The sequence below is a fragment of the uncultured Chloroflexus sp. genome (assembly GCF_937129525.1).
Classification (GTDB): domain Bacteria; phylum Chloroflexota; class Chloroflexia; order Chloroflexales; family Chloroflexaceae; genus Chloroflexus.
The window spans coordinates 1-17,096 of record NZ_CAKZNK010000056.1 but is presented as its reverse complement, the minus strand read 5'-3'; the positions used below and the strand labels follow the sequence as shown (position 1 = coordinate 17,096).

The following is a 17,096-nucleotide window of genomic DNA, read 5'->3' as shown; positions in this document are numbered from 1 at the left end:
CTCCTCACTCAGAATCAGTAATAGCAAATGGGTGAAAATGTGTTATTTTTCCAGTTTACGACTTTTTATTGTACCACAAACGTTACGAAACTACGCGATGGTCAGGGTTGACAGAGGCAGGTGAGGGCAGTTGAAGCGGCAACCGAACGCTAAACGTCGAGCCTTGCTGCGGCGCACTGACGACCACAATCTCGCCACCCATTGCCTGGCAGAGCCGCTGACTGATGGCCAGACCCAGACCGGCGCCACCATACCGGCGTGTGATGCTGTGATCTGCCTGCACAAAGGGCTGAAACAGTCGATCCAACTGGTCGGGCGAGATTCCAATTCCGGTATCGGTAACATCGATCTGAATCTGATCTGGTGTGGGACGATAACAGCGCACCTGAATCTGACCCTGCTCGGTAAATTTACAGGCATTCCCCACCAGATTGAGCAGCACCTGACGCAAACGCATCGGATCGGCCATCATCAGCGGTAGATCCGGTTCAATCGAAACCGTTAAGGTATTCTGTTTCTGGCGCGCCAATGCTTGCGCTGTCGAAGCCACATCATGTATCAGGACTGACAAACTCACCGGCTCAGGATGAAGATCCATCCTGGCCGATTCAATGCGGGCAAAATCGAGCACATCGTTGATCAGATTGAGAAGATGACGTCCGGCATTTATGATGCGCTCAACATCACGCGCCTGGTTGTGCTGCCCCTGATGCTTCAGATCGGTGAGCAGAAACTCGCTGTACCCCAGGATAGCAGTCAGTGGCGTGCGCAGCTCGTGGCTCATTGTTGCCAGAAAAGCGCTCTTCGCCTGATTGGCCGACTCGGCGGCTTCCTTTGCCTCCTGCAAAGCCTGAGCAGCGCGCTTGAACAGCGTCATATCACGCAGCACAAACATTCGCCCAACCGGCTGACCAGAACGATCACGCAGCGTAGAGCAAAGCAGATCGTAGGTCAAATCACCATTAGCATGTGGCTGAATGACTTCAAACTGACCTTCGAAACGATCGCGTATCTGATCGCGTAACCAGGCCGGCGCTACTTCACTCCATGCCCGTCCGGTGATATTTGCCTGTTGGTTTACGTCTAACAGCGCATGCGCTGCCGGATTGAGATCGATAATGCGATCCTGCATATCAACCACAATCATCGCATCGGGCATCTGATCGACAATCATTTCGCGGGCTGCCGGCAACACATCGAGGGCCTTATAGCGTTGCATCGCGACGGCGAAAGCAATCCCGCTGAGCGCAAACGAGACCGGAGTAAAATCGACCTGGGGAAGCGGACTCTGCCCGCTCACAAAAAGGATACTGGCTATCAAGGGCAATAATGCTCCGATCAGGAGGCTAAGCGCCTGCGCCCGATAGAGCGCGCGGCTGCGCCGCACCTGATCGAGCATCAAGATCGTGCCGATCAGCACCATACTGTAGGCGCTGACCACATTGGCGTACCACAATGGCCCGTTAGGACCCTCTAATACCCACAACCCATTCTTGTAGACCAGCTCAACTGAAGGCCACATCAACCCATGCCAGGAGTTTGTCCACGCCCCGGCCAACATCAAACCCTGCACAGTTACCAACCCAACCACGACAGGCTTTGTGAGCAGATGCGCGCGATTTGTGTAGAGCAGAGCGAAAAACAGCCAGCATAACGGCACGCCAACCACAGCAAGATACTGAAGACTGATGAGCAAAGCTTTCCCGGCTGTCGTGGCATTGGCCAGTTCGAGCGCATTGCCGAGCGACCACCAGATCGTGCAGAGCATCATGCCAAGGAAAGCTTGCGCTACCGGCAACCGGCGGTATGACCAGGCCCGCGCATAGACAAGCGTTGCCAGCGCTGCTGCGGCCAGCGGTAACAGGATGTACGGGGTGAAGTACCACATAGCCAGATTTGAGTTCACGATGCCATATTGTGCCTGCGGCATAGCCGTCCTCAGCATAGCACAACTTGCTAACCAAACGAAACCAGAGTACAATACCACCACTGATAAGTGGTGATAATAAATCTTAGATCGATGATTGATCGAACGCTCGAGCAACTGATGGCGCTAGGGCTGAACCGCTACGAAGCAACTACCTACCTGGCCTTGCTTGAACATCGCGGTTTCACGCCAGTGCAGGTAGCAGCGCGCGCTGGCGTGCCGCGCCAGCGCATCTACGACGTGCTCGCCTCACTCTGCGCGCGCGGATTGGCAATCGAGCGGCATAGTGACGGTCAACGGCGCTACTTTGCGGTCGATCCAACTGTCGCACTCCCTGCACTCCTTGATGAACGTCGTCGTCAGTTCGAGCACGAGCAGGCTGCGCTGGCCGACAGTATGCACACCTTGCTGGAATCGCTCTCACCTGTCTTCACCTCCGGCCACAATCAGATCGACCCGCTCGATTATGTTGATGTCTTGCTCGACCGACGGCTGGTCGTGGAACGAGCCATTGATCTGGCGCGCAGCGCCGAGCGCGAGATTTGCGTTTGTTTCAAGTTGCCACTCCTGGGCGACCGCGCCGCCAACTTTGCCGAAGTCGTCGAACCGTTGCAGCGTGGCGTTCGTTACCGCGCGCTCTACGAACGATCAGCCCTCTCCGACGCCGAATTGCGCGCATGGGTCAGGCAGTTTGTCGCCTGGGGGCAACAGGCCCGTGTTGTTGAAACCTTGCCGCTCAAAGTCAATTTGTATGATCAACGTATTGCCTTGCTCTCTTTACACGATCCGGTGACCGGCACTCTGAGTCTGACTGCGCTCTGCGTCACCCATCCCAACTTCAGCGCCTTTTTGCAAGGCGCGTTTGAGCAATTGTGGCGCGACGCCGAGCCATTTGCAAATATGGCAGCGGTACCTGAGGCATAACACAGTATTAGCAAGGAGGTGTCGCATGAATTCCACCGATCCACTCGATCTACTTGGGATTGACTACGTTGAGTTTTATGTCAGTAACGCGCGTCAAGCCGCCCACTTCTACCGCACCACACTCGGTCTGCGGCCAGTCGCTTATGCCGGTCTCGAAACAGGCGTTCGTGACCGGGCAAGTTATGTGCTCGAACGGCGCAAGGTACGGTTTGTGTTGACGGCGCCGTTGTTGCCCGATCATCCCATCGCGCAGCATATCGCTCACCACGGTGATGGCGTCAAAGACATTGCCTTGCGGGTGCGCGATGCCGCAGCAGCCTTTGAAACGGCTATCGCCCGCGGCGGCATTCCGGTGCAGCCCCCGACCGAATATGTTGACGAGCATGGTCGGTTTGTTAAGGCCACCATTGCCACCTACGGCGATACCGTTCACTCATTCATCGAACGAGAGTCGTACCAGGGCGTGTTCATGCCCGGCTTCCAGCCGATCAACGAGCATATTCCGGTGCCTGAAACCGGTATCGCGGCTATCGACCACATCGTTGGCAACGTTGAGCTAGGGGCAATGAACCGCTGGGTTAACTACTATCGCGATGTGCTCGGTTTTAGCCAGTTGGTTCACTTTGACGACCACGACATCAGCACCGAGTACAGCGCGCTCATGTCGAAGGTAATGCAAAACGGAAGTGGTCGCATCAAGTTCCCGATCAACGAACCAGCAGAAGGTCGGCGCAAGAGTCAGATCGAAGAGTTCCTGGAGTACTATGGTGGGCCGGGTGTGCAACATATCGCGCTGGCAACCGGCGATATTTGCGCAACGGTTGATGCCTTGCGCGCAGCCGGCATTCCGTTCATTTACGTGCCCGACACCTATTACGATGACCTGGAGACGCGCGTAGGCAAGATTGATGAAAGCCGTCAGGCGTTGCAGGAGCGCGGTATTCTGGTTGATCGCGACGAAGAGGGTTATCTGCTGCAAATCTTCAGTCAGCCGCTTCAGGATCGACCCACTCTCTTCATCGAGATCATTCAGCGTAAAGGCAGTCGCGGCTTCGGCAAAGGGAATTTCAAGGCGCTCTTCGAGGCTATCGAGCGCGAGCAGGCCAGGCGCGGCAATTTGTGACGATCGGGGTTGCTTACTCTGCGATGAGGGGCTGGTTTCATCAACTAGCCCCTTCGTCAGCTATCGCTAGTTTCACGCAATCGGTGGTTGGACACGCAGCAAGATTGTCACTCCTGACCCTTCTTCAACCATTCCGCGCAAACGATAGACCACTCTTGTTTTGCTGAGCCGGTCATTGACCGACAACGGTATCGTTTTTCAGCCTGTGCTGATGAACAAAGCTTCATTCTGCGCCAACCGGTTTGCTTCCCTGCCATCATCATCTCGCGCCGGGCAGGCTGACTACTTGCCCTCTCTTCGCCTTCGCCAATTCGCGTCAACCGCAACTATGGCATGTCACCTTGCCGGTCAGGGGATGCTCCTGATCTACCGATCCGCGTGCCGGGAGGCACATTGACGATCACCGCTTCCTCGTCTTCGCTATGAGCGGGCAGAGCGAAAGCGCTACCGGCGCTGCCGTGAGCATGATGATGATCAGCATCAGCCGGTTTGAACTCTCCCAGCAGGCTGGCCCGTCGAATCCGTCGCTCGTACTCACGTTCGATCACGGCAACCAACCGTTGCCACCAGGACTGCTCGTTCATCGCGACTCACCTCCTTAAAAGGTGGATTTCTTCTCTATCCAGAATGACAGTATATCAGCAAAGATTTAGAAGATTGTCACTTATATCGGTCATCAACTACCGTTACAATACTCATAGCAGATATTGTCTGCAATTCATCGCGGAGCATAACGAGTCTATGGCAGGCATCATACGGTTTTTACGGCATAACCCCAGAATACGACGCGCGCTCGGCATCGCATTTCTGGTGATCGGCGTCCTCGGCTCGCTCTTCCCCATTGTGCCCGGCTGGCCCGGCTATCTGGTCGCTATTGTGTTACTTGGTCGGCGTGACCGCTTCCTCCGCCGGTTACACCTGCTGGCCCGCTTTGCGCTCCGCTGGCTTCGCAAAGCGCCGATGCCACATCTGCGCGGGATCGGACACTGGTTGTCAGGCCAGTATCTTGAGTTGCGTCGCGCAGTGGTGCCGCGCCTGATTGCGTTTGAACGCCATCTCGACGGGCCTTAATCACCTTTCAACCGCCGACCCAAGGCCCACCCCAATATCAAGCCACCAATTGTCAGCAACACCACGGCGACTCCGATACCGACCAGCAGATGTGGCCAGCCAAACGAGCCGCCGCTCCATAGCCAGGCGAGCAGCGCAGGCATACCAATCAGCAATGCCAGCGCTCCTGTCAAGCTGATAATTGCCCGCGCAACCAGCCAGATCCGTCGTTTCAACCTGCCATCCTCTGCGCGAGCGCCGCCCGCGCTGCCGCTGGCACGTTCGTGATAATGCCACTGGCGCCCAGCTCAGCCAGTTGCCGCAACTGTACTGGATCATCAACGGTCCACACATTCACCTGATAGCCAGCTCGCCGCGCGCGGGGCAAGACCCAGGATAGACCCGGCAGTCCGTGGTAGGGATGCCAGGCGGTGGCAGCGATGCGACGGAGCGCGCCGAACGGCCAGAATTCGCGCCAGCGAATATCGGGTCGGTACGAGCGTACTCCCATCAGATAGCCGCGGGCAATCGCCACGTCAACGGCTCGCAGTTCGCGCAGTGCCTGTTCGTAAAAGGATGAGACAATCACCTGTTCGGTCATGCGAAATTCACGGAGCAACTGCGCGCAACGAACCGCCATTCCCGGCTTTTTCAGTTCCAGATTAAGCGGCATTGCCACGCTACGCGCCCAATCGAGAGTTTCGGCCAGGGTTGGGACACGCTCGCCGCCGATGTCAAGGCGACGCATCTCGGCCAGCGTCAGGCGCGCAACCGGATCGGCGCGGCCATTCCAGCGCGCCGTATCGTGATCGTGAAAGACGACAATTTCGCCATCAGCAGTCGGTTGCAGATCGAGTTCGATCATGTCGGCCTGCTGACGATGGGCCAGTTCAAACGCGGCCAGCGTATTTTCAGGCGCCTCGGCGGACGCACCCCGATGGGCAATGATAAGCGGCGTCATACGTTCCTCTACTCGCCTTGCCTGACGCAAAGGCAGGTGTGTCAAGCGTATTCCAGGTACCTTGCACAGCAGTGCCAGTTTGTGATCACAGGCGCGACTCTGATGCACAGGATACCATACCCATTCATGCCGATAGCGGGGCAAACTGCCCCGCTATCAGTATCGCCGCGCCAGGGTTTGGCGTCAATTTTCCTGGAATGAAGCGGTAGACACCACCTACGATTCATGATCTGACTGGACTACAGCCAGATCGGGATGACGGGCTTCTTCGGTGAGCATTGGATGCAGAATCCGCTGCATAGCCATTACATGAGCACAGGTACCCCACATGCGGAAGAACGAGCAATTGCATGCCCAGTGACCATCATGAAGCGAAACCTCGTGATCGTTGTTACCGCCGTGGAACGTTGCGCGCAGATCGCTGAATTTGATCCGCTCCGGTTCAGCGGCATAGCGGCGGGCCTTCTCAATTTTGCCGATCAAGTCCGAGTGCATAAGAGACCTCCTTTGTCTCACGCCCGGAAAACATCAAGGGCGGCTACAGACATCGGTCTGTACCGCCCTACACACACCACCACTGTGTTGTCACACATGTTTTCATAGCCGGCCTCCGTACTGGAGTTTTGCCGTTCTTAACACAATCTTATTATACGACCCGGCTTCACCCTCCGTCAAGCATGACTTCAACGCGGTCCAGAGCGCGCTATCCAGCGTTCTGATCGGATAAATTGATGACAGGTCGCAACTGGCGACAGTTATCATTCGCCAACCGTCGCCCGCATGCGCTCGGCCAGGTCAAGAATCCGCTGACCGTATTCGGTGCCCGGAACGGCCCAGCGCCCGTTGAGATCGGTGATTGTCACGGCAACACCGCGCAGACTTGCCGGCAATGGTCGCCGGAAGAGGGCATAGTCGATTAACTGTTGCTGATACGGAGTGCCGTCGCCTGCTGGCAACGCATAGGCCAGCAACCGACCCAGGTGAGCTGGAATCGACTCGCCAACCCAAGAGGCGAAACTGAGACCGGCTCGCCAGCGCTGGATGCTCTCATCCCAGGCCCAATCGGGGCCGGGTGGCTGGTCAGGCGTCCCTTCACGAATTTCGCCAGTAACTCCGATTCCTGCCGGATTGCGCCGCGGCCGCTGGCACCACCACGAGGTGAGATGACCGGTTTCGTGGGCGCATTGGGCAATCGCCAAAAACCAATCGATGCCGGCTGCATCACCCATTTCGGCATACCCATTAACGATCACTTCCACGTCGTAGGGGGTGTAGGCCGTGCTGCGCGGCGCTAACCAGGCGATAGCAGCGGCGGCAGTTCCGGTCGGCGGGCCGAGCAAGACGCCCGGCAGCGGCGAACGGGCCACAAAGGGCAGGTACGTGGTATTAAGCTCTGGTTCTTGCCCGCGAACAAAATGGCTGCTCAACGCAGCCAAACCTACTCCAAGCAGGGTCCGTCGCGTCAAACGGGTTTTCATGGCGTTTCTTGCAGCAGAGCGCGAATGTCTTGCGCGTAGACTTCGGCAGCGGTTCCATAGGGATAAACGATCCGCAGCCGACCATTTTGATCGATGAGATAGCTTGCCGTGCTATGCGCAACGCCATCGCTTCCGTGATGCTCGTGACCACCGCCATGGCGATAGGTTAACCCATACTCCTTACTGATCCGGCGCAGCGTGGCATCATTGCCCTGCAAGCCGATAAATTCCTCACCAAAGCGCTGGAGATAGGCGGCCAATACGTCAGGGGTGTCAAGCGCTGGATCAACGCTGATCAGCACAAAACGCATCTGCACACCCTCGGAGCCAAGTATATCGCGGGCGCGGCGAAATTCGCCGAGTGTGATTGGGCAGTAATCGGGACAGCGGGTAAAGCCAAAATAGAGCAGGACGGGATGCCCGCGCAGATCGCTCAGACTCAGCTCACCACCAGAGCTGGCCGGCAGGCGAAAATCGCTCAATGTTGCGGGAGGATCGATTATCGTGGGCGCGGAGGAAGAGGTTGTCGGCGCGCCAACAAACGCGCAGCCACCGAGTAACACCAGCCAGAGCAAGAGCCATCGCTGCATCGTGTTTTCTCCAACGAAACAGGGCACGATCGCATAACACCATCGGTCGCACATAAAAACCGCCACCATGCGTTAAGCCCGACGCAAAGGCGCGGCGCAACCCGCGCGCAACATGCGAGCATTAGCGCCCCACCAGCGGCATAAAAGAAGCATAAAGCCGATCCACCACCAGCAAACGAACCGGTACAGTCAGGCGAAAATCGTTGTCCGGCGCAGCGAAGATGATCGTGCCATCGTAGACGCCATTGGTCAGGCCTTGCTGATCAACACTTACATGCACCATACCATGATCACTGGTTCCGGTCAGCCACGGCGCAGCCTGGGCTACATACCAGTTCGGCTGCGCGCAGGAATGAGCGAAAGTAAGCGGCGCCGGCAGTTCAGCATTCCGTTGCGCCAAAACGATTTGCTGGCGGAAGCTATACCTGGCAGACGCTTCCTCCAGCGCAGTAAATGCCGTTCCATCAGTATAGCGCACCCACACACCCTGCCCGCGATAGTTCCCTCCGGGCACGGCAAAGGTGAGTGGATCGCTGATCGGCTGAGGGGCGGTGAAGATAGTTACTGCATCGATGAAGACCTCAGTGTTACCGCTGCGCCAGAATTGAAATATCAGGAAATCGTCACCACGGCGGTATGTAAAGGGCAACGCAAACTCTTGATACTGTCCGGCAGCCGTAAAATCACTGCCGCGCAAACGCAGCAAGCCATATTCCTCGCCACCTCTAACGCTGAAACGGGCCACTTCCGCCGAACTGGTATTATCGGTCACTTTGAGGCGGATATAGGCCACCAGCGGCTGATCGGCAAAGGTTACAGGCCGATATTCAAACACCCAGGCTGAACTCTCCATGTTGTCCAGACCGAGCCGAAAAGCGTGACCACCCCACGCCATTGGATCGGCTACCCGCTCGCCGGTGCCCCACAGCAGCCTGAAGGTGGAGAACGTTTCATCGACCAGCCAGCCCAGACTAAACTGGACCTGCGAAAAGGCAGGATGGGCAAGCCCGGTCAGGGTTACCGCAGGTTGCCGATCGCTCAATGTGGCGGACAGCTCAGTAATGGGAAACTGCGATCCGAGATAGATCGTATCGCTGACAACCTGAGTGGCGCCTGCCGCATCACGAGTCTTGACGTAGACGGTGCGCCAACCCTCTCCTTCAGGCAAACGAACCCGAGTTTCCGTCGCAAACGGTTGCCAGCTTGCTCCACTAAAACAGGAATTGGTCGAAATCATCATCTCGGTCGCCGGCCCAAGCGCGGCAAAGCTACTTTTCGCTTCCCGTTGATAGATGTACAACGCCACATCTGGATTGAGCGTATTCGGAGCCTCGTGCTCGATAACGACCGGCGCGTACACCGGATCATTGCCAAACTTCTGCGCTATATAGCCGCGTCCATCGCTCTGGCGACGGTAGTAGCCAAGACCGATCTCACGATGATCGGCATTCAGCAGATTTGCCCGATGGCCGGGACTGTTCAGCCAGCCATTGATAGCTGCTTGGGGCGTTGCGTAGCCACAGATGGCATTCTCAGCGCCGCTGCGACCAAGATATCCAAACAACGGCGCTCGATCGCTCGGCCACTGCCCATTGGTATCCTGATGACCGCAATACGGTGCGCTGCGATTCTCTACCGAATCCCAGGCAAACCAGCGCGCCGCGTGAGTAAGTTGTCGGTTCCAGCGCAGTGGCGGCAAATGCTGGTTCCGGCGCGCCAGATTACCGTAGTAGACCGTCTGCGCCTCGTCGAAGAGAAGATCAGGAGTTTGGTTCGCGGGGTCGATAGCCAGCGCAACTGTTACCGGCGTAACCAGCATCACTACCAGCGTCACGGTAAAGACGACAAGCTGGCGAGGCATAGCGTTTTCATCCTGTTTAAGTATTGGTTGCCAGGCCATGATGCGCGCTTCATCTTCTGGGTATGATACATAAAAACGAAACAGCAGCAATACCAGGAATGGATCAAACAGGTATCAAATGGCAAAAAGTCGTTGCAGGCAAGATCACTTTGAACTAACTAATGATTCAGAGCGAACAACAACCGGCATTGCTGGATAGCCGCGCGTATCATACACATAACCACTCTAAAAGGGTAAAACAGCAATGCGGATTGAGACGAGACTTATGCCCATCGCAACAAATTTCGATACCGACAACCGCACCTATCGCCAACTCCTTAGCAATGGTTTGACCTACCAGATTCCGACTTTCCAGCGCGATTATTCGTGGGGCGAGGAAGAATGGGAAGACCTCTGGCGTGACATCCTGGATGTTCTGGACAAGAAAGAACCTGCCCGTTACATGGGTTATCTCGTTCTGCAAACCACCGACAATCGCTCATTTGCAGTTATCGACGGGCAACAACGACTTACCACGTTGAGTTTGCTGGTATTGGCAGGAATGTCATTACTCAAAGAACAGATTCAACAAAATCATAACGCGGCATACAATCAGAAGCGCCTCGATCAACTGCGCGCCAGTTACATTGGCTCGCTTAACCCGGTGACGCTACAATCGTACAACAAACTATCGCTCAATCGAAACAACGATCGCTACTACCGCGACTATCTGGTGACGCTCAGCGATTCGTTGCCTCAACGCGGATTTTCTGCATCGACGTTGATGATGCGGAAAGGTTTTCTCTGGTTCAAGCAAAAACTACAGGAGCGTATTGGCGGCAGTATTGACCCAGGCATGGCACTTGCCGAAGTTATCGAGCAGATCAGCGATGGTCTCTTCTTTACCGTAATCACCGTTTCAGACGAACTCAATGCCTATCGTGTATTTGAAACGCTCAACGCCCGTGGCGCGCGCCTATCTGCCACCGATTTGCTCAAGAATTATCTCTTCGCAGTGCTCGCGTGCTAACGCTGGCGAGATCGATGAGCTTGAACGACGCTGGGATAATCTGGTTGACCGATTAGGGAGTGAAAGTCTACCCGATTTTCTGCGCCTGCACTGGAATAGCCGCAATGCATTTGTTCGCCATTCTGAGTTATTCAAAGTCATCCGCAATCGTATCACCTCAGCCGCCGATGTCTTCACCCTGCTTCGCGAGATGGATGAAGACATCGACACTTACCTGGCGCTTCACCAGCCAGCAGTCTCTCAGTGGGACGCTGATTGGCAACGCAGCGCGCAAGAGTTGCTCCTGTTCTCAGTGCGACAACCTTACCCGATGTTGATGGCGGCAAAGCGCCGCCTGTCCGACGCAGACCTTGGCGAACTTCTGCGGGCGAGCGTGGTTATCTCCTTCCGCTACAACGTTATCGGTTCACTTCACCCTGGCGATCAGGAGCGCGTCTACAATACCGTTGCGCTTGCCATCCATCAGGGCGCCATCACTACGCTAGCCGAAGCAATCAACGCACTCCGTCCAATCTATCGCAGCGATGCAGCCTTTCGCGCCGATTTCGCTGAAGCAGCATTAAAAACAACGCATGGTCGCAAGGCCAGGATCGTCCGCTACATCCTGGGCCGCCTGGAAAAGCAGGTGAGCGGGCAGGATTTTGATACCGCTTCTGCGCTTTACACCATAATCGCCAGAAAACGGCTGGGAAGCGTTCGCCAATCGCGATCTGGAAAGCTTCATTTTCCGGCTGGGCAATATGGTTCTGATTGAGACGAACCTCAACCGTGAAATGGGTAACCGACCGTATGCAGATAAACGACTGATACTCCAGCGCAGTGCATTTGCGCTAACGCGCAAGCTGGCAGAAGCGAATGACGAATGGACGCCTCAACGTCTCCTCAATTGGCAGCAGCAACTAGCCCGCATTGCTGCTAGTGTCTGGCGGATCGACCGGCTATCTGCGCGATAACCGGCGCTGTAGCTCGCGGGGAGTGGTAACAGTTCAGCACCAATCACACACCTGATGCACTCATGCCAGGTTGGGCAAAAATGTGAAAGCCGTATGCCAGCCTGGATTGTAACAAGCATCTTGCAATCTGACAATGCATTTCTTCTGAAGAATACGTTCCTGGCTTTAGTATATGATTGATTGTCAAAGCGCTTAAGACCGTGAATCGTTTGGTTCACGCGGGGCGAACTGGAAAAAGGGCGGGGCAGATAGGCTCACCCGCCAGCACTCCAAGACCATACCTTCGACAAACCGAGGGCACGAAAAAGGGCCGCACCAAACCGGTTACAGCGCGCGATACCGCAATCAGGGCAGGCTTCGCGCCTGCCCTGATCACATCGACTATCAATGACCGGTTATACCAGCCTGATCAGGTGATAGTTCTTGCGTCCTTTGCGCAACACGATAAACTGTCCATCAATGCTGTCGTTGATGGTCAGGCGACGCGCCGCGTCGGCGCTCTGCACGTTGTTGATGTAGATGCCGCCGCCTTCAATCGCCCGCCGCGCGTCGCTCCTGGAAGTGGCGATGCCACAACGAACAAGGGTGTCAATCAACGCGACACCCTCACCGGACAGCTCGTGGCGAGGCAGGGTGCTCGAAGGCACATCTTCGAAGATGTCGGCCACATCTTCTGCGCTGAGACTTGTCAACGCGCCACCGAACAGCGCCTGTGACGCCTCTTCAGCGCGCGCCAGCGCCGTTTCACCATGCACCATGCGCGTCACTTCGCGCGCCAGTCGCTGCTGCGCGGCGCGGCGTTCAGGGTGTTGGGTTACGCTCTGTTCCAGTTCCTCGATCTCGGCGGCGCTTAGCCAGGTAAAGTACTTCAGGTACTTGCCGACATCGGCATCATCGACGTTGTACCAGAACTGGTAGAAGCGGTATGGCGATGTGCGCTTCGGATCGAGCCACACTGCGCCCGATTCGGTCTTGCCAAATTTCGTGCCATCCGCTTTTGTCACCAGCGGGTAGACCAATCCATAGGCCCGTTGCCCAAACGCGCGACGGATCAATTCAATACCGGCGGTAATGTTTCCCCACTGATCACTGCCGCCGGCCTGGAGTTTGCAGCCGTGGTGCTCGAAGAGGTAGGCAAAGTCGTAAGCCTGGAGGAGCATGTAGCTGAACTCGGTGAAGGAGATACCGGTTTCACTTGCCATCCGCGCTCGCACCGAGTCTTTCGCCAGCATGTAGTTGACGGTCAGGTGTTTGCCAACATCGCGCAGAAAATCGATGAGTGACAGGCGGGTCAGCCAGTCGGCATTGTTGAGCAGTTTGGCAGAGTGGTCACCGGCGTTGAAGTCGAGGAATTGCGCAAGTTGCCGCTTGATCGACTCAACATTAGCCGCCACCTGTTCTTTGCTCAACAGAGGGCGCTCATGCGTCTTGCCGCTCGGATCGCCAATTAAGCCGGTGCCACCCCCGGCCAGGGCAATCGGGGTGTGGCCCCAGCGTTGGAAGCGCGCCAGGGTGAGCAGGGGGAGAAGATGCCCGATATGGAGGCTGTCGGCACTGGGATCGAAGCCAATGTAGAGTGTGATCCGCTCGCGGGCTAGCGTTTCTTCGAGGCCGTCACTGCTCTCGTACAGCAAGCCGCGCCACCGCAATTCGTCCAGGATAGTGGTCATACGCCTGCAAATGTCGCTTAACGAAATACTTTTCGTCGCTAGCATACCAGCAACAGAGCCAGTCGTCAAACCTTCCCTCTTCATACCCTTGACATCGGCGCGTGATTGATGCTATCATCACAAACGACAAACGATCTTCGGGGCAGGGTGAAATTCCCGATCGGTGGTATAGCCCACGAGCGTGTTGAGAGGCACGCAGGATCCGGTGCAACTCCGGGGCCGACGGTTACAGTCCGGATGTAAAGAAGATCCAGATATGGGCAACGAATGGCGCAGTTGATGAAATGTGCCATGCTATCGTTGCTATGGCAGGCAGGCTGGTTTCCTGCGCTGCTCTCGTATCTGTCCCCGAAGAGCGTTCGCTCGGCGGGGTTTTTGATTCCCGCCTCGAAAGGAGACAGATGACGATGCAACAGACACTGCCGATGACTACTGCGTCCCCGCGCGCGAAGACACTGCGCCGCGTTGAATTGCCGGCGCTCGGCCTGCCGGTGACGTTGCTCACGCTCTTGATGCTCTGGCAGGCACTGGTCAATATCAGTGGCTATCCTCCCTTCATTCTGCCCTCGCCGCTGCTGGTCGCCACTCGTTTCGGGCAGGCGCTGAGCAGTGGTCTGCTCTGGCAGCACACTGCCGCCACTTTGAGCGCGGCGCTCGGCGGTTTCGGGCTGGCTCTGCTGGTCGCCTTGATCCTTGGCTACATCCTGGCCCATCTGCGCTGGCTCGAACAGGCGCTCGCGCCGGTACTGGCGGCGAGTCAGGCGATTCCAGTGGTGGCCGTAGCGCCGCTAATCATCCTCTGGTTTGGCGCCGGTCTGTCGGCGAAGGTACTGGTGGCGGCGCTGATCACGTTTCTGCCGATCCTGATCAGCACGATTGTTGCCATCCGCAGCATTCCGCGCGAACTGATCGAGATGGCTCACATCAGTGGCGCAAACCGCTGGCAACTGTTGCGTTATGTCGAAGCGCCACTGGCGCTACCGGTGCTGTTCGGAGGCGTGCGAACCGGCCTGGCACTGGCGACCACCGGCGCAGTCGTCGGCGAATTTGTCGCCGGTCGCGTCGGGTTGGGGGCGCTGATCAATATCGCGCGCGGCTTGTTCGATACACCGTTGATTTTTGTATCGTTGATTACGCTGGCGCTGATTACGCTGACATTGTACGTGCTGGCAGTGGCGCTCGAACGCATGCTGGTGCGCTGGGAAGCGTAACTCGCCGCGCAATCAATCCGTTTGCAAATTGTCTTTGTGAGGAGAGGTATGAAGTTGCTACGTGTCATTCTGCTCGCAATCCTGACTCTGGCCATCTCGGCCTGCGGCGCAACCTCAACCACTGCGCCCACGCCGACCACTGCGCCGACAGCCGAGACGCAGCCGTCGCTTCGCCGGGTTACCCTGGCAATGTCATACATTCCCAATATCCAGTTTGCCCCCTACTACGTGACAGCCGCTAAAGGGTATTACGCCGCCGAAGGGATTGAAGTCGTTTTCGATTACAACTTTGAGAATGATGTGTTGCAGCGGGCAGCGACGTGGCCGGCCAGCGGGGTCGAGTTTGCCACCACGAGCGGCACATCAGTGCTGCTGGCGCGGCAGCAGGGGATCCCGGTTAAGACGGTCATGACGCTCTATCAGCGCTTCCCAATTGCCTTCTTTGCCAAGAGTAATGTGCCGTTGCAGAGTGTGAACGATTTGCGAGGACAGACTATTGGTATTCCGGGTCGATTCGGCGAGAGTTTCTATGCCTTGCTTGCGGCACTTTACGCTGGTGGTATGAGCGAAGCTGACATCACCGTACAGGAGATCGGCTTTACTCAGGCAGCAGCCGTGATGGAAGACAAGATTCCGGTAGCGACTGGCTATGCGATGAACGAACCGGTGCAGTTGCGCGCGCAGGGGGTTGAGGTCAATATGCTGCTGGCTGCCGACATCTTCAATCTGGCAGCCAACGGTATCGCGGTGAGTGAGGCGCTGATTGAGCAAGAACCGGATCTGGTGCGCCGCTTCGTCCGCGCCAGTCTGCGCGGTCTGGCCGATACGCTGGCTAACCCGGCTGAAGCGTTCGATCTGAGCCTTCAGTTCATTCCCGAAGCGCAGCTTGGCGATCCTGAGCTGCAACGCAAAGTGCTGGAAGAGAGCCTGCCCTTCTGGCAAAATGAGACTACCAGGCAGTATGGACTGGGTTACACCGATGGCAATCTCTGGGTCAAGACCGAGGAATTCATGCGCGCAGCCGGCCTCTTGCCCGGCCCGGTCGAAGTTAATAAGGCCTTCACCAACGAGTTTCTTCCGCCTGCCTATTGATACCGGTCACATGCCAGCTTGACCGGGTGCAGGTCACGAAGTGGCCTACCCTGGCGGGACACAGCGCTTGTGTCCCGCCTTGCTATGACCGAACCATAACCAGCGCATCACGCACTGCGACGACGGCCAAACTGGAAGCCACAGATCCATCAACTACTCAGGCCGCATTCCGCGCAAAAAGAGTGTAATTGCCTCGGTAACCATATCTGGCGCGGCAATCGCCTGCGCTTCCGGTTGATTGAGCACGTTGCGCGACAGGAGATAGGCAATGATCGGCCCAACCAGCAAGCGCGCTGCCACATTTGGATCGGTGCGGCGCAGGCGACCCAGCTCCATCTGGCGAGCTAAATAGGCAGCCATAGCATTAATCGCGCGACCAGGACCGATCTCGTTGATCATTTGTGTCAATTGAGGATGCCGCAACACTTCTCCGATCACGATCTTCCCAATCGCGATGGTGATCGGTTGATCGATCGCCTGCGCCAGCCGCGCGCCGAGCCGAGGCAAGGCGATCTCTGGCGCTTCATCGCCGAGCTGCTCAATTGCGTCGATCAACGGAATGAGTGGCATCCGCTCGCGAATTACCTGATAAAGCAGATCGGTTTTATCTTTGAAGTAGTGGTAGATCAGGCCGGGTGAGCCAATCCCGGCAGCGCGCGCGATGTCGCGATTGGTCGCCCGCTCAAACCCAAAGCGAGCAAACACTTCGAGCGCGCCATCGATGATTTGCTGACGCCGATGCTGAAATTCATCATGAAGCGGCATACAACCTCGTAGTTTAGCGCTGACCACACAAGATCTGGCACAGGAAAGACCAAAGCGCTATCAGGGCGCCTCAATGGTCACCGTAGCCGTCATATTCCAGCGCAAACGCGGATCTGATTGTAAGAGTTCGATAACTGTAGTATAGACCACTTCACCTAACCGATCGACTCCATGCGGATAGATGGCCTGCACCCGTCCCGGCAGGGACAGACCGGGCAATGCATCAAACGTCACTGTCGCCGTCGCGCCGGTAGTAATGCGTGCAGCGTCGATTTCGTTCAAATCTACCGTTTCGACATGCCAGGCGCTGAAATCACCGAGCAAGAGCGCCGGTGTCGTCGGGCCGGCCAGCTCACCGGGGTGCAGCTCAATCTGAGCGACGACACCAGCAAAAGGTGCGCGTAAGTTCAATTTATCGTATTCCAGACGGGCCAGTGCCAACGCCGCTTCGGCAGCAGCCACATCGGCCTGAGCCTGCGCCA

The 17,096-nt window shown here is 56.7% G+C and carries 19 protein-coding genes and 1 riboswitch; of the genes, 8 read left to right on the top strand and 11 right to left on the bottom strand.

Translation table 11 applies throughout. The features are described from left to right. Positions 1–82: 82 nt before the first annotated feature. Positions 83–1,930, bottom strand: coding sequence for a histidine kinase N-terminal 7TM domain-containing protein (locus tag Q0650_RS06190; RefSeq protein WP_298816990.1), 1,848 nt, complete (start codon positions 1,928–1,930; stop codon positions 83–85). 90 nt (positions 1,931–2,020) lie between these two features. Here Q0650_RS06190 and Q0650_RS06185 point away from each other — a divergent pair, with 90 nt between their 5' ends. Both Q0650_RS06185 and hppD read left to right on the top strand, forming a co-directional pair. Further along, complete coding sequence (locus Q0650_RS06185; protein WP_298816988.1) at positions 2,021–2,851, top strand: TrmB family transcriptional regulator; 831 nt, start codon at positions 2,021–2,023, stop codon at positions 2,849–2,851. A gap of 25 nt (positions 2,852–2,876) precedes the next feature. Next, positions 2,877–3,974, top strand: coding sequence for a 4-hydroxyphenylpyruvate dioxygenase (hppD, locus tag Q0650_RS06180; protein ID WP_298816987.1), 1,098 nt, complete (start codon positions 2,877–2,879; stop codon positions 3,972–3,974). Between the two features lie 326 nt (positions 3,975–4,300). Here hppD and Q0650_RS06175 read toward each other — a convergent pair whose 3' ends face one another. Then, positions 4,301–4,558, bottom strand: coding sequence for a hypothetical protein (locus Q0650_RS06175; protein ID WP_298816985.1), 258 nt, complete (start codon positions 4,556–4,558; stop codon positions 4,301–4,303). 157 nt (positions 4,559–4,715) lie between these two features. On the opposite strand from Q0650_RS06175, the gene Q0650_RS06170 reads away from it, so the two are divergent. Further along, a complete protein-coding gene (locus Q0650_RS06170; protein ID WP_298816983.1) occupies positions 4,716–5,045 on the top strand; it encodes a hypothetical protein in 330 nt (109 codons plus the stop codon). On the opposite strand, the gene Q0650_RS06165 is transcribed toward Q0650_RS06170, so the two are convergent. The 6 genes from Q0650_RS06165 to Q0650_RS06140 all read right to left on the bottom strand — a co-directional run bounded on the left by Q0650_RS06165 (position 5,042) and on the right by Q0650_RS06140 (position 9,914). Continuing rightward, complete coding sequence (locus Q0650_RS06165) at positions 5,042–5,260, bottom strand: hypothetical protein (RefSeq protein ID WP_298816981.1); 219 nt, start codon at positions 5,258–5,260, stop codon at positions 5,042–5,044. The two genes, Q0650_RS06170 and Q0650_RS06165, sit on opposite strands and share 4 nt — an antisense overlap. Beyond that, positions 5,257–5,985 (bottom strand): glycerophosphodiester phosphodiesterase, encoded by a 729-nt coding sequence (locus Q0650_RS06160; protein ID WP_298816980.1) that lies wholly within the window; start codon positions 5,983–5,985, stop codon positions 5,257–5,259. Before Q0650_RS06160 ends, Q0650_RS06165 begins: the two co-directional genes overlap by 4 nt. Positions 5,986–6,201: 216 nt before the next feature. Continuing rightward, on the bottom strand, positions 6,202–6,480 hold the full coding sequence (locus Q0650_RS06155; protein WP_298816978.1) for a hypothetical protein: 279 nt from the start codon (positions 6,478–6,480) through the stop codon (positions 6,202–6,204). 263 nt (positions 6,481–6,743) lie between these two features. Next, on the bottom strand, positions 6,744–7,463 hold the full coding sequence (locus Q0650_RS06150) for a glucosaminidase domain-containing protein (protein WP_298816976.1): 720 nt from the start codon (positions 7,461–7,463) through the stop codon (positions 6,744–6,746). After that, positions 7,460–8,053 carry an SCO family protein gene (locus Q0650_RS06145; protein WP_298816974.1) on the bottom strand — a complete coding sequence of 198 codons (594 nt, stop codon included), beginning with the start codon at positions 8,051–8,053 and terminating at the stop codon, positions 7,460–7,462. Before Q0650_RS06145 ends, Q0650_RS06150 begins: the two co-directional genes overlap by 4 nt. A gap of 121 nt (positions 8,054–8,174) precedes the next feature. Further along, positions 8,175–9,914, bottom strand: coding sequence for a CAP domain-containing protein (locus tag Q0650_RS06140; protein WP_298816972.1), 1,740 nt, complete (start codon positions 9,912–9,914; stop codon positions 8,175–8,177). 265 nt (positions 9,915–10,179) lie between these two features. Here Q0650_RS06140 and Q0650_RS06135 point away from each other — a divergent pair, with 265 nt between their 5' ends. From Q0650_RS06135 to Q0650_RS06125, 3 genes are read left to right on the top strand one after another with little or no spacing between them, the layout of a single operon-like run. Continuing rightward, positions 10,180–10,923, top strand: coding sequence for a DUF262 domain-containing protein (locus tag Q0650_RS06135; RefSeq protein WP_298816970.1), 744 nt, complete (start codon positions 10,180–10,182; stop codon positions 10,921–10,923). Continuing rightward, entirely contained in the window at positions 10,826–11,677 is an 852-nt protein-coding gene (locus Q0650_RS06130) for a hypothetical protein (protein WP_298816968.1), read from the top strand. Before Q0650_RS06135 ends, Q0650_RS06130 begins: the two co-directional genes overlap by 98 nt. Continuing rightward, a complete protein-coding gene (locus tag Q0650_RS06125) occupies positions 11,634–11,876 on the top strand; it encodes an HNH endonuclease family protein (protein WP_333691896.1) in 243 nt (80 codons plus the stop codon). The genes Q0650_RS06130 and Q0650_RS06125 overlap by 44 nt, the downstream gene beginning before the upstream one ends. A 395-nt stretch (positions 11,877–12,271) precedes the next feature. Here the strand turns inward: Q0650_RS06125 and tyrS are convergent, their stop codons facing one another. Then, a complete protein-coding gene (tyrS, locus tag Q0650_RS06120; protein ID WP_298816965.1) occupies positions 12,272–13,546 on the bottom strand; it encodes a tyrosine--tRNA ligase in 1,275 nt (424 codons plus the stop codon). Positions 13,547–13,675: 129 nt separating this feature from the next. Further along, positions 13,676–13,800: riboswitch (FMN riboswitch) on the top strand. Between the two features lie 153 nt (positions 13,801–13,953). Between tyrS and Q0650_RS06115 the strand changes: the two genes are divergently transcribed. Then, positions 13,954–14,757: an ABC transporter permease gene (locus tag Q0650_RS06115; RefSeq protein ID WP_298816963.1), complete on the top strand. Its 804-nt coding sequence runs from the start codon at positions 13,954–13,956 to the stop codon at positions 14,755–14,757. Positions 14,758–14,805: 48 nt separating this feature from the next. Then, positions 14,806–15,849 (top strand): ABC transporter substrate-binding protein, encoded by a 1,044-nt coding sequence (locus tag Q0650_RS06110; RefSeq protein WP_298816961.1) that lies wholly within the window; start codon positions 14,806–14,808, stop codon positions 15,847–15,849. Between the two features lie 153 nt (positions 15,850–16,002). Here the strand turns inward: Q0650_RS06110 and Q0650_RS06105 are convergent, their stop codons facing one another. Continuing rightward, entirely contained in the window at positions 16,003–16,614 is a 612-nt protein-coding gene (locus Q0650_RS06105) for a TetR/AcrR family transcriptional regulator (protein ID WP_298816959.1), read from the bottom strand. Positions 16,615–16,674: 60 nt separating this feature from the next. Then, positions 16,675–17,096: efflux RND transporter periplasmic adaptor subunit (locus Q0650_RS06100; RefSeq protein ID WP_298816957.1), on the bottom strand; the 422-nt coding region annotated here is incomplete at its 5' end.